General features: G+C 36.9%; 22 protein-coding genes. 17 read left to right on the top strand and 5 right to left on the bottom strand.

Going from position 1 to position 20,680, the window contains the following annotated elements; all coding sequences use genetic code 11:
* The first annotated feature begins 464 nt into the window (after positions 1-464).
* Positions 465-1,895: an o-succinylbenzoate--CoA ligase gene (locus tag J5J03_RS04230; RefSeq protein WP_208586363.1), complete on the top strand. Its 1,431-nt coding sequence runs from the start codon at positions 465-467 to the stop codon at positions 1,893-1,895.
* Positions 1,896-1,981: 86 nt separating this feature from the next.
* Here the strand turns inward: J5J03_RS04230 and J5J03_RS04225 are convergent, their stop codons facing one another.
* Positions 1,982-3,232: a DNA polymerase IV gene (locus J5J03_RS04225; protein WP_208586360.1), complete on the bottom strand. Its 1,251-nt coding sequence runs from the start codon at positions 3,230-3,232 to the stop codon at positions 1,982-1,984.
* Positions 3,233-3,848: 616 nt separating this feature from the next.
* On the opposite strand from J5J03_RS04225, the gene J5J03_RS04220 reads away from it, so the two are divergent.
* From J5J03_RS04220 to asnB, 6 genes are all read left to right on the top strand, one after another.
* Positions 3,849-4,694 (top strand): ABC transporter ATP-binding protein, encoded by an 846-nt coding sequence (locus J5J03_RS04220; RefSeq protein ID WP_208586358.1) that lies wholly within the window; start codon positions 3,849-3,851, stop codon positions 4,692-4,694.
* Between the two features lie 119 nt (positions 4,695-4,813).
* Entirely contained in the window at positions 4,814-5,137 is a 324-nt protein-coding gene (locus J5J03_RS04215; protein WP_153834455.1) for a hydrolase, read from the top strand.
* A gap of 99 nt (positions 5,138-5,236) precedes the next feature.
* Entirely contained in the window at positions 5,237-5,794 is a 558-nt protein-coding gene (locus tag J5J03_RS04210; protein ID WP_208586356.1) for a hypothetical protein, read from the top strand.
* Positions 5,795-5,816: 22 nt separating this feature from the next.
* Complete coding sequence (gene ytkD, locus J5J03_RS04205; protein ID WP_208586354.1) at positions 5,817-6,299, top strand: RNA deprotection pyrophosphohydrolase; 483 nt, start codon at positions 5,817-5,819, stop codon at positions 6,297-6,299.
* A 468-nt stretch (positions 6,300-6,767) separates the two neighbouring features.
* Positions 6,768-7,967 carry a methionine adenosyltransferase gene (gene metK, locus J5J03_RS04200; RefSeq protein ID WP_208586352.1) on the top strand — a complete coding sequence of 400 codons (1,200 nt, stop codon included), beginning with the start codon at positions 6,768-6,770 and terminating at the stop codon, positions 7,965-7,967.
* A gap of 647 nt (positions 7,968-8,614) precedes the next feature.
* Positions 8,615-10,516 carry an asparagine synthase (glutamine-hydrolyzing) gene (gene asnB / locus J5J03_RS04195; RefSeq protein WP_208586350.1) on the top strand — a complete coding sequence of 634 codons (1,902 nt, stop codon included), beginning with the start codon at positions 8,615-8,617 and terminating at the stop codon, positions 10,514-10,516.
* 23 nt (positions 10,517-10,539) lie between these two features.
* Here asnB and J5J03_RS04190 read toward each other — a convergent pair whose 3' ends face one another.
* Positions 10,540-11,067, bottom strand: coding sequence for a gamma carbonic anhydrase (locus J5J03_RS04190; protein ID WP_208586348.1), 528 nt, complete (start codon positions 11,065-11,067; stop codon positions 10,540-10,542).
* Between the two features lie 82 nt (positions 11,068-11,149).
* Between J5J03_RS04190 and J5J03_RS04185 the strand changes: the two genes are divergently transcribed.
* Positions 11,150-12,220, top strand: a complete 1,071-nt coding sequence (locus J5J03_RS04185) for a tetraprenyl-beta-curcumene synthase family protein (protein WP_269435781.1) — start codon at positions 11,150-11,152, stop codon at positions 12,218-12,220.
* 36 nt (positions 12,221-12,256) lie between these two features.
* On the opposite strand, the gene J5J03_RS04180 is transcribed toward J5J03_RS04185, so the two are convergent.
* Positions 12,257-13,627 carry an aldehyde dehydrogenase gene (locus J5J03_RS04180; protein ID WP_208586346.1) on the bottom strand — a complete coding sequence of 457 codons (1,371 nt, stop codon included), beginning with the start codon at positions 13,625-13,627 and terminating at the stop codon, positions 12,257-12,259.
* A gap of 265 nt (positions 13,628-13,892) precedes the next feature.
* On the opposite strand from J5J03_RS04180, the gene J5J03_RS04175 reads away from it, so the two are divergent.
* Both J5J03_RS04175 and J5J03_RS04170 read left to right on the top strand, forming a co-directional pair.
* The gene (locus J5J03_RS04175; RefSeq protein ID WP_208586344.1) at positions 13,893-14,291 is read left to right on the top strand and encodes a hypothetical protein; all 399 of its coding nucleotides are present in this window, start codon (positions 13,893-13,895) and stop codon (positions 14,289-14,291) included.
* A 4-nt stretch (positions 14,292-14,295) separates the two neighbouring features.
* Positions 14,296-14,697 (top strand): hypothetical protein, encoded by a 402-nt coding sequence (locus J5J03_RS04170; protein WP_208586342.1) that lies wholly within the window; start codon positions 14,296-14,298, stop codon positions 14,695-14,697.
* A 128-nt stretch (positions 14,698-14,825) separates the two neighbouring features.
* Here J5J03_RS04170 and J5J03_RS04165 read toward each other — a convergent pair whose 3' ends face one another.
* Both J5J03_RS04165 and J5J03_RS04160 read right to left on the bottom strand, forming a co-directional pair.
* The gene (locus tag J5J03_RS04165; protein WP_208586340.1) at positions 14,826-15,551 is read right to left on the bottom strand and encodes a class I SAM-dependent methyltransferase; all 726 of its coding nucleotides are present in this window, start codon (positions 15,549-15,551) and stop codon (positions 14,826-14,828) included.
* A 19-nt stretch (positions 15,552-15,570) separates the two neighbouring features.
* Positions 15,571-16,128 carry a class I SAM-dependent methyltransferase gene (locus tag J5J03_RS04160; RefSeq protein ID WP_208586338.1) on the bottom strand — a complete coding sequence of 186 codons (558 nt, stop codon included), beginning with the start codon at positions 16,126-16,128 and terminating at the stop codon, positions 15,571-15,573.
* Positions 16,129-16,241: 113 nt separating this feature from the next.
* Between J5J03_RS04160 and J5J03_RS04155 the strand changes: the two genes are divergently transcribed.
* The 7 genes from J5J03_RS04155 to J5J03_RS04125 all read left to right on the top strand — a co-directional run bounded on the left by J5J03_RS04155 (position 16,242) and on the right by J5J03_RS04125 (position 20,482).
* Positions 16,242-16,523, top strand: coding sequence for a DUF2524 family protein (locus J5J03_RS04155; protein ID WP_208586336.1), 282 nt, complete (start codon positions 16,242-16,244; stop codon positions 16,521-16,523).
* An 85-nt stretch (positions 16,524-16,608) separates the two neighbouring features.
* Positions 16,609-16,803 carry a hypothetical protein gene (locus J5J03_RS04150; protein ID WP_208586334.1) on the top strand — a complete coding sequence of 65 codons (195 nt, stop codon included), beginning with the start codon at positions 16,609-16,611 and terminating at the stop codon, positions 16,801-16,803.
* 63 nt (positions 16,804-16,866) lie between these two features.
* Positions 16,867-17,601, top strand: coding sequence for a hypothetical protein (locus J5J03_RS04145; RefSeq protein ID WP_208586332.1), 735 nt, complete (start codon positions 16,867-16,869; stop codon positions 17,599-17,601).
* Positions 17,602-17,604: 3 nt separating this feature from the next.
* Positions 17,605-17,970, top strand: coding sequence for a GntR family transcriptional regulator (locus J5J03_RS04140; protein WP_208586330.1), 366 nt, complete (start codon positions 17,605-17,607; stop codon positions 17,968-17,970).
* On the top strand, positions 17,963-18,628 hold the full coding sequence (locus tag J5J03_RS04135) for an ATP-binding cassette domain-containing protein (RefSeq protein ID WP_208586327.1): 666 nt from the start codon (positions 17,963-17,965) through the stop codon (positions 18,626-18,628). Before J5J03_RS04140 ends, J5J03_RS04135 begins: the two co-directional genes overlap by 8 nt.
* Before the next feature lie 88 nt (positions 18,629-18,716).
* A complete protein-coding gene (locus tag J5J03_RS04130; RefSeq protein ID WP_208586325.1) occupies positions 18,717-19,862 on the top strand; it encodes a PstS family phosphate ABC transporter substrate-binding protein in 1,146 nt (381 codons plus the stop codon).
* A gap of 11 nt (positions 19,863-19,873) precedes the next feature.
* Entirely contained in the window at positions 19,874-20,482 is a 609-nt protein-coding gene (locus tag J5J03_RS04125; protein WP_208586323.1) for a hypothetical protein, read from the top strand.
* Positions 20,483-20,680: the final 198 nt, after the last annotated feature.

The raw sequence follows: 20,680 nt of genomic DNA, 5'->3' as shown, positions 1-20,680 counted from the left end.
AACAAAAATGGCCAATACATAACGTGTTGGCCTGTTCTTTTTTTGCATGAATATAGATTTGAATGGCGCGTGCGGACATTTGTTCCGCTATTTGTGACAAAATTGCTGTTTTTTTGATGTTGGCGGACATCTATTCCGCTATTTATCTAAAATAACTCTGATGTATAATAAAAGTAAGCGAATAAGGGATTCAATGTCCACGAACATCGCAATAAGGGTGTTTTCCTATCAAATAATGAACTAAATGTCCGCTTCTCAAACGTTAAAGCATTATATACTAGTGTCGTCTATCCGCAGAATTTATTGCGAAGCTTGCTTAGAGTAAAAGTGTAGTGGAATCCCAGCTTTCTTTATAGAAAATAGGTTTACTCCAGAAATTTTCATTAGTTCGCAGTAGTTATCTAATAGGAATCAGATCAGTTCATGTGGTGTGGTTTTAGAAATGAAGAAGGAGGTGTGAGGTGATGGAACATTGGTTGACGAAACGGGCTTATTTAACACCGGACAACATTGCGATCGAGTTTAGTAACGGAGAGGCGCTAACGTTTGCTCAATTATATGAGAGAGCGCGTGAGTTGGCTTCCAAAATATATACGGTTCATTCAAACGGCCATATCGCTATGTTATCAAACAATTCCATCGATATGGTGGTAGCTTTTTGGGCGTGTACATATTTGAATGTTCCAGTAGTTTTTCTTAATACACGATTAACTACTAGAGAATGGGAGGTACAATGTGAAGATGCTGATGTTAAGACTATTATTTGCGATGATCAGTACAGAGAGAGCGCTCAGTCGTTAACTTTACCGGCATACCTTTTTTCTGACATTCACGCTTTTCAATCTGCAGAGTGTACATTGACGACCGATATCGATCTAGATTTAATTTGTTCCATGATGTTTACTTCAGGAACAACAGGTAGAGCAAAACCTGTGATTCACACTTATCATAACCATTGGTCTAGTGCAGTAGCATCTGCCTTAAATCTAGGATTGATGCCAAATGATAAATGGCTCGCATGTCTTCCTTTATTCCATATCGGAGGCTTATCGATTTTATTCAAAAGTGTGATATATGGTATGCCAATTTATTTATTAAAGCGATTTGATGAAGAAAAAGTACACGAAGCGATAATGAAGCATAATGTTACTGTTGTCTCCGTTGTAGCTATGACTTGTTCCCGATTGTTAAAAAGGTTAGCGGATGGCTATTATCCAAGCTCGTTTCGCTGTATGTTGTTAGGTGGTGGACCGGCACCTAAGCCGTTATTAGAAAAGGCAAAAGAAAAATATGTGCCGATTGTGCAAACATATGGCATGACTGAGACATGTTCACAAATTGTGACTTTGAACGAAGCTGATGCTTTACGAAAATTAGGTTCTGCTGGAAAACCGCTTTTTTCTGCCTCCTTGCAAATCCAAGCTGACAATACGACAGCTGAGCCAAACCAAGTTGGTGAAATTGTAGTAAAGGGACCAATGGTGACACCAGGTTATTATCATCGAGAAACAGCTAATAAAGAAGCTTTTCGAGATGGATGGTTTCACACAGGTGACTTAGGTTATTTAGATGAAGAAGGTTTCTTGTTTGTGGTCGATCGTCGAAGTGATTTAATCATTTCCGGCGGTGAAAATATCTATCCTGCTGAGGTAGAAGAGGTACTCTTATCATTTGAAGGTGTGCAAGAAGCCGGAGTGACGGCGATAGAAGATAGTAAATGGGGACAAGTACCTGTTGCTTATGTAGTGGCAAACGAGGACGTAACAGCCGAGCAATTGTTAGTACATTGCCGAGCAAGACTCGCTTCATTTAAAGTACCAAAGCAAATCTATTTCCGTAATCACCTGCCACGCAATGCCACAAAGAAACTGCAGCGTCATTTATTGAATAGTTGATAGTAAAACTCAAAAGTTGATAGAAAACAGCCCGAAGTTGATAGTAACAAAAATGGACAGCATTGCTTCAACTGCTGTCCTTTTTTCTATGCGTAATGTCCACCAATTTTCTTGCTACGCTCTCGGGTAATACCAGCTTCGGTATAGCTTGTTGCACGTAAAATAGCTGTTGATCCATATTTGGCGCGAATGGCATCCATCACATAACCGACATCTTTCTTTTTTGGTTGATTTTCAAATAAATCCAACTGTGTTTCTATATCATCATACAAGTTGTTCAGCGAAACAGTGACACGGCGAATTTTACTATGATGATTATAAAATTCGTGAAATAATTGTAAACATACATGATAAATATCCATCGTCACATTGGTGGGTAAGTGAAGGGAACGTGAGCGATGAAAACCTCCACTGTTATCGGCATAGCCAATTCCTAAATGAATCGTTCTTCCTGCCCTTTGGTGTGTACGGGCACGTCTGCATACTTCCTCACACAAGTCGAGCATACATGTTAATGTCTCTTCTGCAGTATAATCGCGTAGTAAGGTAATACCGTGTCCAAAACCTTTTTGTTCTTCTTTTTTTCCGAATGTATCATAAACAGGACTTAAATCAATTCCCCATGCATGCCAATATAATTGCTCTCCAATGACACCGAATCGTTTTTGTAGTAGATCTAAGCGATAATTAGCCAATTGTCCTAAATAAACAATTCCCATCCGATTCAGATGTGCTGTTAGTTGTTTTCCAATTCCCCATATTTTTTCAATCGGAACTGGCCATAGTAAACGCTCGACATCGTGATAGTGACATGTAGCAATACCGGTCTTTTTTGCATAGAGATCCATGACTACTTTCGCCAAAAATTTATTATCGCCAATTCCGATTGCACAGGTCAATCCCATCGTGTCATGTATTTCGTCCTTAATCATCTGCGCAACATGGTGAGCATCCCCGTATAAATCCTCTAATCCATCGACGGTAATCCACATTTCATCAACGGAATAGGGATGGATTGCTTCTTTGGGAACATAATGATGTAACAATTTGGTGATTTGCATTGACATATTAACGTAATCGCCCATTTTTGCCTCGACCACATAGATAGCGGGATCTTTAGGCAATTCAAAATAACGACTTACATTTTTAACCCCATGTCGTTGTTTTAATGCAGGAGAAGCAGCAAGAATAATACTGCCAGATCGATTTTTATCACCGACAACAGCAAGCATGGTTGTCATCGGATCCAACCCGCGTTTGACACATTCAATACTTGCGTAAAAAGATCGCATATCGATACAAAGCACATTATGTTTTGGGAAAGAGCTATAATCCATCGTCCAACACCTCTTCACAGCGAACGCTCGTTCTGGATGTTAGTATAGCCTATGTATTTAGAAAATAATAGTGTTAAAATATAGTAATTCACTAGTGCTTCATATAAATATAATATTCGGAAGGTCCTCAATTCCACCTAGCATTTTTATGAAAATTAGAACGACGGATCTATAGGGAAAAAACGGGAATCTTGCATTTTAATCATTGCTTCACTTCATATAACGTAATTTTTCAATTCCTTACCACCATTTAATACAGGATTACAACTTCTAGATAAACATAAGCCATTCGACGAATTGATTGAAGATTATCAAGAATTAAGACAAAAGGAACTTTCATTGTCGGAAATACAAGATGATGGAGTCAAACGTTATTTCTCTCAGTGTATGATTTAGATGAAAACTAAATAGGTATCATCCAAGCTCATCGATAGTAGTGTAGTCTTTTTACAATGTGATGATTTTATAAATTTTTGATCAAATTAGAGAAAATATTGAAAACGATTCTCAAACTCATTGACTTCCGTGCCAAATGCTAATAAACTAGAGACAGAATAAAAGTTTGAATCGAAGACATTAAAAAGCCCGAACAGTGTGAATAAGGGAGAGGTTCAGCATGGAAACATTAGTAACAAAAGATTTGACGCTTGGATATGGCGATGAAATTATTATAGATGAATTGGATATTACCATTCCTAAAGGGGAAATAACCGTCTTTATTGGTGGTAATGGTTGTGGCAAATCAACATTATTACGTTCATTAGCTCGGTTATTAAAGCCGAAACAAGGTGATGTAGTTTTAAATGGAGAAGATATTGCAAAAGTTCCAACAAAGGAAGTTGCGAAACAGTTAGCTATTTTGCCACAAAGTCCTATCAGTCCAGAAGGATTAACAGTAGAAGATCTAGTCAAACAGGGAAGACATCCATATAAAACGATGTTTAAACGTTGGTCTGAGGAAGATGAAAAGGCTGTAGCAGAGGCATTAGATGCGACCAATATGACAGACTTAAAGGACCGTGCTGTTGATTCCTTATCAGGTGGTCAGCGTCAGCGTGCATGGATTGCGATGACACTTGCTCAAGGAACAGATACCATATTATTAGATGAGCCCACTACTTATTTAGATATGACACATCAAATCGAGATACTTGATTTGCTCTTTGAATTAAATGAGCGCCGGGAGAGCACGATTGTCATGGTATTACATGACTTGAACTTGGCTTGTCGTTATGCGCATCACGTTGTTGCCATTAAAGATAAGCAAGTATATGCGCAAGGAAAACCAGAAGAAATCGTTAACTGTAGTCTAGTTCATGATGTATTTCAAATGAAAGCTGATGTAATGTATGACCCAATGTTTGGTACACCAATGTGTATTCCACATGGTCGTGGACGCTGTCTTATTAAAGAGGTTGTCGAAGAATCCAAACAACAACAAATGCAATCTGTAGGTAATTAAGTAAAAGTCCTGTGTTCTAACGAGAATGCAGGGCTTTTTTCTGTCTCTATGTATGTTTAGTTTTGCTCCGCATGTTTCTGATAATTTTACATACAATACCTGTGAAGAGGTGAATCAACATGGAAAAGAAAACATACTACGTCAATATAGCTTCACAGGAAATCTCCCAAATCCCATATGGTAACAACGCGGAATACACTATCCAGGCAACAGATGAGGAAGTCTTTCTGCTCAGAGAAAAATTTAATGAAATACACGAAGATGATATCGGGACTTTCGTTCGTGCGCATATTCCTTTTGTCCAGTATCATCAAGACCCTGAAAATGATGATTATGATACGGATTTACAAGACGTTATGCAAATGATCTATCAATTAGCAACACCAGAAACAAAACAAGCAATGGACGAGTCAGGAATCAGTCCGAAAAATGAAAATAATTGAAACAAATCAGTAGGTCCATACGTCTAATTATATAAATAGATGTTTACAATAAACAATAAGAGGAATAGTTAAATAAAAGGACGCTAGGAGGGAGAAAACATGAAAAAAATCACCACGATGATAACATTTGTAGTCCTTTTTGCATTTGCCATTATCACGATCAATCAACCAGATACTGAACAAATGTATGCAAAGCAGAATCACGAATACGTACACAAAAGCGCCGGCCTCAAACAAGTACAAGTTGACAATATCAAGCAAGCAGCTGAGACGAAGGACATAACACATGAAGAAATAGTGAAGCTGACAGATACATTTATGGATCTATTAGTACAGGAAATTGATGATCATTATAAAGTAGTACGCTTCGATACAAAAGAGGAGCTGTTAAATGCTTTTGAGCCTTATGTTGTAAAAGATGCCGTAAAACCTTATATTGATTACTATTACGAAGAGAAAGAAGACGGATTATATATTGTACCTACAGAAACCCCGCCATGGTTTGAAAAGGACGAAGACTACGAAAAAGAATCAAAAGATAACAAAGTAATCATTACACAATCCAACGAAAACGAGTTATATGGACCATACACGATTGAAATTGTATTTGAAAAAATAGATGGTACATGGAAAATAGCAAACATTAGCCATGAGTAAAAATAAAAGGTAGTATAGAGGTATGAAAACTTTTTATGATTACTATAATAACAAAATACAATTATCATTCGAAGATCAGCCGTTTGATTCAAAACCGAAGCATGTATGGGTGATTTGCCGTTTCGAAAAGAAGTGGCTGTTAACGAAGCATAAAAATCGCGGTCTGGAATTCCCAGGTGGCAAAGTAGAACAAAATGAAACGCCAAAACAAGCAGCAATAAGAGAAGTACTAGAGGAGACTGGAGGCGAAGTGGATCAAATTAAGTATATTGGACAATATTTTGTATCTGGAAAAAGAGAAAAGCTGGCAAAAAATATCTACTTTGCAATGGTAAAGAAATTGAGAGAACAAGATTCTTACTATGAAACAGAAGGACCAGTTTTATTAGAAAAGCTTCCTGAAAATATTAAATCCAATGAAAACTATAGTTTTATTATGAAGGACGATGTTTTATCACATAGTTTGAACCATATCGAAAAAATAATTGAACTGACGTATAGCTGACTGCTAGCTATACGTTGTTTTGTAAGAGTAGAAAATCGATAAAAATGTTGCTAATTGGTTGACTTCATTATCTAAATTGGATACGATATATGCTACAATTATGAAGAAAAGATAACTCTAGACTTACACCAACAAAGTCTAGAGTCATATATTGGTTTTTAACCAAGTATTTTTATAGGATTAATAAGTTAATTTTATCGATTTTATAATTAACTTGCCTCGTGCATTTTTAAAGGAAAAGTTGTATAGTTGAAGATGTAGATTTTTTATCATATACATTCTTTAATTAGACTTTTATCACGGCGCTAACCGTCCGTGAAGCACAGTGGGTGATAACGGACGCTAACTCCCTGATAAGTTTCGCTAACCATCAGTGGGGATGAAGAAACCCGGCTAATGGAAGTCCAACTTTATATAAAAGTGATGATGAAAGTCTTGGTGTAAACTAAGAAGGAGGAAACAAAAAATATGGCGAAAAATAGACGCTTATTTACGTCAGAATCGGTTACAGAAGGTCACCCGGATAAAATTTGTGACCAGATCTCTGATGCAATTTTAGATGAGATTTTAGCAAAGGATCCAAATGCAAGGGTAGCTTGCGAAACAACAGTAACAACGGGATTGATATTAGTTTCTGGTGAAATTACTACATCCACGTATGTAGATATTCCGAAAATTGTTCGTAATACAATTAAAGAAATAGGATATACAAGAGCGAAGTATGGCTTTGATGCGGAGACGTGTGGTGTATTAACTGCTATCGATGAACAATCAGCTGATATTGCTGGTGGTGTTGATCAGGCACTGGAAGCACGTGAAGGTCAAATGACAGATAATGAAATTGAGGCAATTGGTGCTGGAGATCAAGGTCTTATGTTTGGTTATGCCAATAATGAGACACCGGAATTAATGCCGCTGCCAATCAGCTTGGCACACCGTCTAGCTAAACAGTTGTCAGATGTTCGGAAAAATAAAACGCTAGATTATCTGCGACCTGATGGAAAAACACAAGTAACAGTGGAATACGATGAAAATGACAAACCTCAACGTATTGATACCATTGTTATTTCAACACAACATCATCAAGATATTACGCTAGAACAAATTCAAAAGGATATAAAAGAACATGTCATCAATCCTGTCGTGTCTGCTGAATTATTAGATGAGGATACGAAATATTTTATTAACCCAACTGGTCGTTTTGTTATTGGTGGTCCACAAGGTGATGCTGGTTTAACAGGTCGGAAAATCATTGTTGATACGTATGGTGGATACGCTCGTCACGGGGGCGGAGCTTTCAGTGGTAAAGATGCAACAAAAGTAGATCGATCTGCTGCATATGCTGCTCGTTATGTGGCAAAAAATATCGTGGCTGCAGGATTAGCAGAAAATTGCGAAGTACAATTGGCATATGCGATCGGTGTAGCACAGCCAGTATCTATTTCAATCAATACATTTGGTACTGGAAAACACACAGAAGAAGAATTGGTGGCAGCGGTACGTGAAAACTTCGATCTTCGACCAGCCGGTATTATTAAAATGCTAGACCTAAGAAGACCGATTTACCGTAATACAGCTGCTTATGGTCACTTTGGACGTACAGATGGAGATTTCCCGTGGGAAAATACAGACAAAGTGGACGTATTAAAATCATTTCTAAAAATATAGATAATCTATTAAAGGTCAAGTACATGAATTGTACTTGACCTTTTTGATGTGGAAAGAAAGTATAAAATCAGTGCAATGACCGTGTTAAACGAAGTAGTTATATTGAAATGTTTTATGTTATATTTGCAACGCTACGACTAATTACTTCGCTTTCCGCGGGTACGGTCTCAACTAACTTTGCAAAGAAATCCACTTTGTAAAGTTAGTTGAGGCTCGAGCTATTCCCGCAGGAGTCTCCGTAATTAGTCTCCGCTATGAGGAGGTGCAACAATTCTTGTCAGAAGTAATAGGTTGCCTTTTTACAATGGACAAGTTGAAAATCGCTATTTGTGAGTAAAAACAACCGTGTTACCTCATGCTAGCGTAGTAGGGCATGATAATAGCGAAGACCGCCCACTTCCACTCCTGTGGGAAAAGTTAGCTGAAGGGCAAACCTCATAGAAAGGGAAGGGGGCAGCCGGAGCGGTGGTTAAGCTGTTCAAGTATTTCATAATGGATGCTAGAGAAATGGTACATCTTTAGCTTTTAGTCATAAGGACTGAGCGTTTTTTTCAGTTTTTCTTATTGAAATTTAAAAAAGTGTAATACTAATAAATAATTATCGTCAAATAAGTGATTGAAAATTTATTAGGAAAGAAGGAAACAGGATGTGCGGGTTTATCGGACTATTAAAAGCAGAAACAAAATGGTTAGATGAATCAGAACGAAAAGAATTTGAAAACCGTAATAATCTTATTCATCATCGAGGTCCTGATGATGATGGTTATTATGAAGATGAGCATATTATATTTGGTTTTAGAAGGTTAAGTATTATAGATGTTCAAAGTGGACAACAACCATTCACTTATCATGACGATCGCTATTGCATGGTATTCAATGGCGAAATATATAATTACTTGGAATTGAAAGCAGCACTAGAGAAACAAGGAATGACTTTTTCGACAGATTCTGATACAGAAGTGATTATTGCCATGTTTTCCCAAAAAGGTGTTGATACATTTCGTGAACTCCGAGGCATGTTTGCGTTATTAATTTGGGATAAAGAAGAGCAATGTCTATATGGAGCCAGAGATATGTTCGGCATCAAACCGTTTTATTATAAAGAGTCGGAAGAGGGGGTATATTTTGCTTCCGAAAAGAAAAGTTTACTTACAGAATCAGAGCAAATAGATCAAGAAGCATTCCAACATTATTTCACCTATCAATATGTACCTGAGCCAATATCAATGAATGAAGATATTAGTAAGTTAGAGTCGGGGAGTTATTTTATAAAAGCCAAAGATAGGCAATTAGTAAGCTATCGTTATTTTCAACCAGATTTTAAAGTGAAGCATTATGAAAATAAGGATTGGATAGAACGTATCCAGACTGCTTTAGATCAATCTGTTGCGATGCATATGCGTAGTGATGTTCCGGTAGGTTCTTTTTTGTCTGGTGGTATCGATTCTTCATTTATCGTTGCCTTAGCAAAAAGATACCATCCGAATATAAAAACCTTTTCGGTTGGATTTGAACAAAATGGTTATTCTGAAATCGATGTTGCACAAGAGACAGCGGATCGATTAGGAGTAGAAAACTATGCTTACATGATTTCACCAGAGGAGTATGTAGCGAAATTACCTAAGATTATTTGGCATTTGGATGATCCATTGGCAGATCCGGCTTGTGTCCCTTTATATTTTGTTGCTAGAGAAGCAAAGAAACATGTAACAGTAGTGTTATCAGGGGAAGGAGCGGACGAATTATTTGGCGGTTACAATATATATCGCGAACCTGAATCATTACGAGTTTTTGAATCGATTCCAGCACCAGCTAAAGATTTATTAGCACGCGTTGCCGATGTGCTGCCAGAAGGTGTTAAAGGAAAAAGCTTTTTAGCAAGAGGTACAACTCCCATAAGGCAACGGTATATTGGAAATGCCAAAATGTTTGAAGAGGAAGAGAAGCAGAGTATGTTAAGGAATTATCGAAAAGAATACTATTACCAAAAGGTAACAGCGCCGCTTTATGATCAAATTGACCATGAGCATTCAGTACATCAAATGCAATATATTGATATGCAAACCTGGTTAAAAGGTGATATTTTGCTTAAAGCAGATAAAATGACAATGGCACATGGATTGGAATTACGCGTTCCATTTTTAGATAAAGAAGTATTTAACGTAGCCAGAGAGATACCAGTATCCAAGAAAATAGCAAATGGTACCACGAAACATATCTTACGAGAAGCCGCAAGTGGCATAGTACCTGATCATGTATTGAATCGTAAGAAGCTAGGTTTCCCTGTTCCAATTCGCCACTGGTTAAAAAATGAATTATATGAATGGGCAAAAAATCTTATCCAAGAGAGTGCAACAGATCATTTGTTAGAAAAACATGTCATTTTCAACTTGCTTGAGGAACACTGTAAAGGTAAAAAAGATAATAGTAGAAAACTTTGGACTGTTTTAATGTTTATGTTATGGCACCAGATTTATATCGAGAAAAGATTTGATATTTCAGAATTACAGGGAGAGGACAGAACAGAAAGCAAGCTTGTTCATATTTAATGAGCAAGCTTACGTTTTCTTTATCACAGCTCTAAATCTGATGGCTGAGTCTTTTTATAGATTTGGCCCTTTTTCACATAATCTTCTTGAATACGTTCCATTTCTTCAATGTCTGCTTTCGTTAATTCCCGAACTACTTTAGCAGGACTTCCAAAAGCAAGCGTACGTGGTGGTATTTTTTTACCGGGAGGGACTAGGCTACCTGCACCAATAAATGCACCTTCACCAATTTCTGCTCCATCTAAAATAATCGATCCCATACCGACTAACGCATTTTTACGAATAACAGCAGAGTGTAAAGTAACTTGATGTCCAACTGTAACTTGATCTTCTACGATCAAAGGCAAGTCCGGACTTTGATGTAGTAAGGATAAATCTTGAATATTGGAATAGGACCCGATTTTAACTGGTGCGACATCACCGCGAATCACTGTTTTAAACCAAATACTTGCGTATGCCCCAATTTCAACATCACCTGTAATGACACAGTCTGGTGCAATGTAAGCAGTTTGATCAATCGAAGGTGTTTTTCCTTTATAATTATACATCATTTGTGATAACCTCCTATTATCTAGTTAAATATATGATATCATATTCATATAGAAGCAATAACAGTAAAGTGAGGGAGAAAAGTTGTCTACAAACGTCCCAACAAACGCACCTATTTTAATGAAAAATGTCTATCAAAAAATATTTCCACAAGTAAAAAGTGAATTGAATTATTGGTCCAGACGTGCCAAACAAATACCTAACGAAGAACTTCGTACGCAAGCCTTAGCTAGTATTAAGGATAAAAAATTCCACTGTCAGGGTGGGAGTGTATACAGCTTATTAGCTGGAGATATGTGGCGCGATGCAATTCGATTTATTGTTGCCTATCAAACGATTAGTGATTATTTAGATAATTTATGTGACAGGAGCACGTCACTTGACCCAACCGATTTCCGCATGCTTCACCAATCCATGGAGGATGCATTATCACCGGAAAATGAAATCAAAAACTATTATCAATATCGCGAGGAACAAGCAGATGGTGATTATTTAGTTGATCTGGTCCAAACATGTCAACAAGTACTACTTAAAATTCGTAATTATTCCATTTTTCAATCCCACATGGTTCAACTTGAATCTCTATACAGTGACTTGCAAGTACATAAACATGTGATTCCTGATGAGCGTATTCCACGGTTAGAAAGATGGTTCCAGCAACACCAGCAAAAATGGCCGATGTTAAGTTGGTATGAATTTTCTGCTTGTACAGGTTCTACACTGGGGATTTTTTGTATGGTTTCATATGGGCTGAATGATCAAATGACAGTAGAATTAGCAGGAAAAATATTTAATAGTTATTTTCCTTTCTTACAAGGCTTACATATTATGCTTGATTATTTTATTGATCAGCAGGAAGATGAGGAGGAAGGAGACTTAAACTTCTGTAACTACTATCAAACGCCACAGGAATTGGAACAACGTCTTGTCTATTTTGTAGAACAGACCAATCATCATGTCCAAACTTTGCCGGACCGCCCTTTTCACGAAATGATCCAGCACGGGTTAGTCGGTCTTTATTTAGCGGATCCCAAAGTGAAAAAGATGAAACAGTTTGAAACGATAGTCAAACGATTAATTCGGGTAAGCGGGCGTAAGTCTCAATTCTTCCATTGGAATATAAAAGTATACAATCGATTGGCAGGAAAATATTAAGAAAAGCAAATCCGATCGATATGATCGGATTTGTCGTTACTTCATAATACGTTTAAGTAATTTCAATCCATTTTTTACATTTGGGTAACGGAGTGGGACATCAAAGGTTGTTGTTTGTTTCAATACACTTTTTTGATGGGAAAAGGTAAGAAAAGTGTCCTTGCCGTGATATGCACCAATGCCACTATTACCAATTCCTCCAAATGGTAAATAAGGCGAAGCTACATGATACATGGTGTCATTAATACAACCACCACCAAACGAGACTTTGTCAATCATGTCTTCTGCTAAGGAGTCATTTTCTGAGAAAAAATAAAAGGCAAGTGGATCGGGATGATGTTGAATACCATCGATTACATCACCTAATTCTCGATATTCCATGATTGGTAAGACAGGACCAAAGATCTCATCCCGCATCACGGCATCGTCCCAGTTAATATCTGTTAGTAAAGTTGGTTCGATTTTTAATCGTTCACGATCACTCTTTCCACCAAGAATGGTCGTTCCATTGGTTAAAAAGCTTTGAAGACGATCAAAATGTTTTTCATGGGCAACCCTGACAAAATTTTGATTTTCTAAAGGATATTCACCGTACATGGTTTGAATGGCGTGTTTAAGCTCGGATAAGAAGGATTGCTTTATTTCTTGATGCACATACAAGTAATCTGGAGCGACACATGTTTGACCAGCATTCGTGAATTTACCCCAAGCGACACGTTTTGCTGCAACTTGAAGATTGGCATCTTTGTGAATAATAGCTGGACTTTTTCCTCCTAATTCTAACGTAACCGGAGTTAAGCTTTTAGAAGCTGCTTCCATCACTACTCGACCTACAGGAACACTGCCAGTAAAAAAGATATAATCGAAATTTTCTTCAAGTAACGCTTTGCTTGTATCAACAGCACCTTCGACAACAGTTAGAAATGCTCCGGAAAAATTCGCGGTGATAAGCTCTTTGATAACGTAGGAAGTTTCCGGTGTATATTCGGATGGTTTTATCACAGCACAATTGCCTGCAGCAATAGCACCAATTAACGGTGCAATAGCCAGTTGAAAAGGGTAGTTCCAAGGTGCAATAATAAGAGCAATGCCATAAGGTTGTTGGTAAATATAGCTTTTGGAGCCTGTATGGGTAATCGGTGTTTTCGCCTTTTTTCGTTTCACCCACTTCGGGAGTTCTTTCATCGTATGGTCAATTTCACTATAAAGAATACCGATTTCTGTCAGATAAGATTCATAATCAGACTTGTTAAGGTCTTTCTTGAGAGCAGCTATGATCTTGTCTTCATATTCCTTAATTCCTGCTTTTAAGGTATGTAGAGCATCGATACGAAATCGTACATCCTTTGTTTGATTGCTTTCAAAAAAATCTTTTTGCATTGAAAAAATAGATTGATAATCAGACATTTGTATCACTCCTGCCTAAACTTTGTCTTAAGCATATCACTAGTCCTCCATGAAACCAATTAATTTAATGTGTAACCTTTTAGTTTAGAAAACGACTTATTATATAAAGTGGACTATGATCAGTGGGGGCAACCCCCCTACTGACCATTAGCGAAACTTATCAGGGTGTTAGCGTCTGTTATCCCCCACATTTAGCTTTCCTGTGTTACTTGAAATGGGGGCTTAAAGACGTTTAACACCGTGATAAAGGATTGGAGGACAGCTAATGAGGTTAACATTATTTATCGCCGGTTCCATTTCATTCCTCATCGTTACACTGCTAATTTCGGCAAATTCTTCTTCAACTAACAATCCAAATGCCCGAAATATCTTAAGCGAAAATCCTGATGCTGATATTATCCAATGGGGTGGAGTGGTTTATCAAAATGTATCAGATAGAGATTGGTTGCCGACAGGTTATCAGACCGGCGAAGCGATCGGTGAAATAATCAAAAAAACAGATCGCAAATGGTTTTATCGTGATTGCTTTGCTACAAAATTAGCAAAAGGTACGATCCTTTATGCCAATGAGGGTAGTGATTATCAAAGTAGCGAGTTTTTATCTACAATACTAGTTGAAAAAGGTGGTGAATTACTTGTTTACCAAGTACTGGTGGAAGGTTGATAAGATGAAGAAATACTTGTTTGTTTTTATTATTTTAGTTTTAATCATGTTTGGACTATTTGTAGGGAAACAGCAACAAGAACAAAGCGCTTTTATGGATGATCTTTTACTGCATCAGCCCATAGATATAGAAGCGGTTGAGGGAATGTATATAAATCAAAAGGAAATCGATATAAATCATAACATTATTAAAGCTTTTAACGAGTACCCAGCAACTCAAATTGCAGAGAAAAATATCGACAAGACCAAGGGAGAATTAATGATGGTGTTTCAGGGAAACATCGTAATTAAACTCTTGTATTCGGATAGCAATCTATGGGTGAAGCGAAATGATGTTGGTGAAGGAGAAATAGTTTATCAACTAAAAGAAACCGTGGAGCCGGTTGAAGCGCTTTTTTTGGAATGATAGTATGCATTTTTGGAAAAGCAACATTCTTCCTTGAATAAAGGCAGATATCCAAGGAAGAGAACCAGTTATCAATGAACAACGGTAATCACAGTAGATTTATTATGTTTTTTCCCACATCAGCCTTTTTACCTTTTTTCAGCTGAGATAATTAAAAACATGGGTCTGCGTAGTTCATCCTGCATGTCAGGTAGCGTCTCCTCGGATGGAGTGGATTCCTTGACTGCTTTAATGCTAAAACCTGCTGCTATTAAGCCATTAATATATGTTGAAATGGTCCGATGATATTTGATGACATTATCAGCTAGGAATGAGGTTTGCCGTATTCCTTCTGTATGATAATGGTCAACTGGCCAATGCAACCGCTGTCCGTCTTGATCATAATACCAGTCCTGTTCTTCTCTTGCTGTGAAAATCGGATGTTCAACAGAGAAAAGAAAAGCGCCACCAGGTTTTAGATAATCAAATATTTTGTTACAGATTACTTGATAATCTTTTACATAATGTAGAGCTAATGAACTGAATACAACATCAAATGAAACATTATTAAAGCGGATGTCTTCAATCGGTTGTTCGATATAAGATATTGCGGAATCATTGGTCATCTCTTTTGCTTTTTGCAACATTTTTTCTGAAATGTCTACACCGATGACCGAATTTGCCTTTTGCTCACGAGCATACCGACCATGCCATCCGAAACCACAACCTAAGTCGAGAACATCTTTATTTTGTAGGTCAGGGATTAACTCTTTAACAATATGCCATTCTCCCGCTGCTTCAAGACCAATAGTTGACCTTGGCATACTTTTATATGCAGAAAAAAACTGATCATTGTCATATTTATTTTGCTTCATCAACTTTCAGCCCCTTACATTATTTAAGCTTTTCAATCGCAATTACAAACGGTGGATTATTTATCTGGTTAATGAAATGATATTGCATGACTTGATATTGTTTTTGGTCTAATTCTGTGCAAAAGCTTAATACATGATTTTTTTCTGTAGTACCACCTTTATGTCCATGGTAAATTACCAATACAATTCGTCCTTGAGTGGTTAATAAAGGAAAAATTGAGCGGATCGCTTGGATCGTTGTATCTGGTGTCGTAATAATCGAATGGTCTCCTTTAGGTAAATAACCTAAATTAAATATTGCAGCTGAAATCATCTGTTCTTTTACATAAGAAGCTACGTGCTCATGACCATCATGAATGAGATCGACATTTTTAATTTGGTGATCTGATAACAAGCCTTTTGTTTGTTCAATAGCCTCTTTCTGAATATCAAATGCGTATACTTTTCCTGTGTCACCAACGAGCTTACTTAGCATTAAGGTATCATTACCGTTTCCACAAGTTGCATCAATAACACTGTCTCCTTCTCTGATAGTCTCTTCTAATAATTGATGAGAAAAAGGGATGATTGCTTTCATGTTGATTACTCCTCTGAAAAAAGTGTTCTGTGTTCTTCTGTATTTTAGCAAACAATTTTTGAAAAGTGTATGATATTTAGCAATTGTCATACAATAAATTTGAGGTGATCACGATGGCAACAAGAGATTCGATTGAAAATTTACTTATTGAAGGACAACATATTATTCAACAAGCGGAAGAGCAGTTAGATATGTCTAATCGTAATCAGTTTTTATTAAACGAAGATTATACAAACGCACATTTGGAATTAGAGAAATTATCACAGAGCATTGATCGCGTAATGGCAAGTGCTAATGCGCAACAACGGGAGCAACTTCATCGTTTTCAGTTAGTCGTAAATGAAAAGCTAAATGATATGATATTGGATGAAATGGATGTTACAAGATATGAATAAAGTTGCATGAGGTACAATCTTTTCTAGATTGGTACCTCTTTTTTGACTCTCCTTATTGTACAATAAATGGGAGAGGTGATAATAAATGACATTAACTATTCGAAACATGGAGCATAGAGATAGTAAGCAGGTACAGATGATTGCGAGAACAAGTTGGCATGCTACATATCAAGGCATTATTCCAAGTGAGATCCGAGAGAAGTTTTTAGCTTCAGCTATTAAAAACAGTACGAATGGTATTAGTGCTGTAAAACGCTCGGTGAAAACCGAGCGTTTTTAAATTGCATCCTTCCTTGTATTAGTGTACTATTTAAATAGTACACTAATACAAGGAGCGATGGAAGTGAGTATTTACAAAGGTTTATGGAAAAAAGAAATGGCGATGATGCGAGGATTTCATGTTTTCATGCTGTTAGTCTTTATTGTGTTGACTTGCTCGATAATCTATCAAAGACAATCTGCATTAGATGAAAATTCATTATTAGGATTATCGATGATGGGGATGATTCTTTTGCCAGCTACCCTATTGTTCAGTCTTAATATGGAGGTTCATCAAATGTCCATGTTTCTTTTTTTAAAGCAACAAATCTCCAAACAAATTCATATTAAATTTTTACATGGAGTATTTTTGACTGGACTATATTTATTAGTAATGGTTGCGATGGCAATAATATTAAAACTTTATGAGATGACTAACTATTCATTTATTCAGCTTTTTAAATTATTATTGACCGCTTTTTTGTTTAACTTATTTATTGCGATACTGATAACTGTTTCGGTTTATGCTGCATGGGTGATGCACCAGTGGATGAAAGAAAATGTTGGTTTTCTAATTAGTATGTTCGCATTATTTTTGGTGTTTTTCTTAGTTATTAAAAGTTTCGAATGGATTTTATCCTTCCTGTCTTTTTTAGCGGATTGGTGGTTAATTGAAATAGAAGCGATTGCTGATATTCCTCTTACTCTTTTTATAGTCGATAATCAATTATCCCTTAGCTTAGTTATTGCTTTTGGATTGGTGTTATTTGGCTTCTATCGATTCTTTACTTGGGTGCTTGTAAAAAGAGTGGAGGTGTAGACAATGCCTCAGCAATTTCAACGGGATAAGCCGATCTATTTACAGATGGTTGATACGATTATTCAAGAGATAGTGAGTGGAATAAGGCAATCTGGAGAAAAATTGCCGTCAGTTCGTGAGTATGCAATCGAAGTAGGAGTTAACCCGAATACGATTCAAAGAGTTTATCGAGAATTGGATCAGCGTCAGATCACGGTCACTAAAAGAGGTCAAGGCACATTTGTTACTGAGGATAAACAGTTAATTACTCAGGTTCGGGAAGAGTTGAAAAAGCAATATGTTGATCAATTTGTGGAGGATATGGGTGCACTAGGGTTTAGTAAAAAGGAAATCATCTTAAGTCTGAAAGAGGGGGAGCACGATGCTTAAAGTACAGCATATCAGTAAAAGAAGGAAGTTTCGTAAGGTGTTGAAAGATTGTTCATTTGTGATTGAGACTGGCAAAATCATTGGGATAATCGGTGAAAATGGTAGTGGGAAAACAACCCTTTTAAAAGTATTAGCTGGTATATTACATGCCAATCAAGGGACTATAAACCTTGAATTTGACCGAAGTCAACAAATTTCTTATAGTCCTGATCAATCTTATTTTTATGATTATTTTTCCATAGAGCAGTTAATCGAATTTTATCAGTCACAATATGCAGATTTTAACCAGGAACGCGCAAATGAATTGGTTGATTTTTTTGAGTTAAATCGAAAAGAAAAGATCAAATATCTTTCTAAAGGGCAAGTAGGCAGAGTCAAAATTGTAGTGACAATAGCAAGAGGAGCCCCTTTCTTAGTATTAGATGAACCATTGGCAGGTCTTGATCCGCTAGTAAAAGAAAAAATAATTAAAGGTATTATTCAATTTATCGATTTAGAATCACAGTCATTAATTATAACTACTCATGAGTTATTGGAGGTAGAGCCAATTCTAGATGAAGTAATCGTTATGAAGAATGGAACTATTATGGAACAAAAGCAAGTGGAACAAATTAGGGAGGAGACGACGATTCAAGATTGGCTTGAGAAAATATATTAAATGCAGTATTTTTACACCCTCTGACATGTGTTATAATCTGATTTATTCCATATTGTGTATAATTTAGTATTTTCCGGAGGGTGTATATATGAAGCTTTTTGCTAGTTTGATCATGGTATTTGGAATTGGTTTTGCTGGAGCGGTTTTGTGGTTCGCTTCTTTTTCGACAAAGAGTCAAGCGTTTTATGGAAGATTTATACCAATTGTGACAATTGGCTTAATCATTATTTCTATTCTACTTATTTATGAAAAATGGAAAAAGCGTGCTGTGAAAATAATTAGCATTGCTTTTTTATTGTTAGCTGGTATTGCTGTTGGAAGTTATGAGGGTTATCAATATTATTTAAGAAGTCTAGAAATTGTCAGTACACAAGATGTTGACCTTGGCGATTATCAACCATTTGCAGAGAATACGCAAGCAGTTACACTTGGGGAAGAGTCAACTTTACAAATAGAAGAGAATTTGCCTCGATTAGATGGAGCTACAGCACTATACCCCGTTTATGCTGCGTTTGCACAAGCAGTTTATCCGGATAAAGAGTATCTTGTAAGCAATAGTGAAGTGATATCCAGTCAAACTTCTGGCGCTTTCGATAATCTAATAGACGGAGCGATAGATATTGCATTTCTTGCCGAACCATCAGAAGAACAATATCAACAAGCAGAAAGAAAAAACGTAGACTTGTCAACCACACCAATTGGCAGAGAAGCATTTGTCTTTTTTGTTCATCATGATAATCCGGTCGAATCATTAACAGTGGAAGAAATTCAAGGAATCTATGCTGGCGATATTACCAACTGGAAAGAGCTAGGGGGGGATGACGAGGAAATTCTCGCATTTCAACGTCCGGAGGGAAGTGGTAGTCAGTCTGCCTTAATTCGCTTTATGGATGGAAAATCGCTAATGGATCCACCAGCTGATGAGATTGTAACTGGTATGGCTGGCATTATCCGCGAAACGTTGGACTATCGAAATAAGGGAAATGCGATCGGTTATTCATTCCGTTATTTTTCACAAGAAATGGTAGAGAATGGGGATATAAAACATGTTCCCGTTAATGATGTAGCACCAACAAAAGAAAATATCCAAAACCATACCTATCCAGTCGTTGCAGAATTTTATGCGATAACTGCGGGAAGTGATAATCCGAATGTATCACCATTTATTGAATGGATGCAGTCACCACAAGGTCAATCTCTTGTCGAACAAACTGGGTATGCTCCATTACCGTAGGAGGTGTGTCGATGATTACTGTACACATAGTCGAGTTTCTATCCTTTATTCCCGTATGGCTAGTGATTGTATTAGGGGCTATTTATTTTTATCGCAAGAATGAGGAAGTGATGGCGATTTGGAAAGTTGCCTTCCTTATTTTTGTTGGAATGTTTACGTTTGATTTTCATTGGAATATAGAAAATGAATGGAGAATTCCTGTTTTACCTTTAGGTGTTTGGATTGTCTACTTTTTTATGCGTAAAGATTCAGCGCGTTGGCAGCGTGCACGTACATTTGTCTGGTGGGGTTTTTGGACTAGTTATTTATTTCTCTTGTCAGGACTAGTAGCGTTATTATTACAATCCGTGCTCTATCCAGATGATGAAGTGCAAACCTTTTTGGCCAATGTTGAAAATGCAGAGGTAAAGACAATTCATTCTTCAGGCGAATATAATATCTCATTGGACCCAGATACATTTTCTGAAGCATTGGATACAGCTACAAGAAAAGAATTAGACTTTAACCAATGGCGTGATGAAGAAATGAATGTGGAGCAAGAGCATGCTGAAGAATTCCCTTATTTGGTAGAAGGTGTCAAATCTAAGTGGGGAGCGGTTATATTCCTGTTGTATATGTAAGTAAAGATGGTTATCATCTGCTTATTTCTACTACAGAAAATCAATATTATTTTGAGACAGAAGAAAGGCTGTGGGAGTGACTAACGGATTAACCATAAAAAACTCGTCCTCATTCTTAGTAGTTTATTTTTCTTGTGGCAGCATGTGACATTGGCTTCAGGAAGTAAAATCATTGTTTTTCGTCCAACAGCAAATGAG

The sequence above is a fragment of the Gracilibacillus suaedae genome, assembly GCF_017599345.1.
Taxonomy (GTDB): domain Bacteria; phylum Bacillota; class Bacilli; order Bacillales; family Amphibacillaceae; genus Gracilibacillus; species Gracilibacillus suaedae.
Note: the sequence above shows the minus strand (reverse complement) of the source record. Positions and strands in the feature narration are given on the sequence as shown.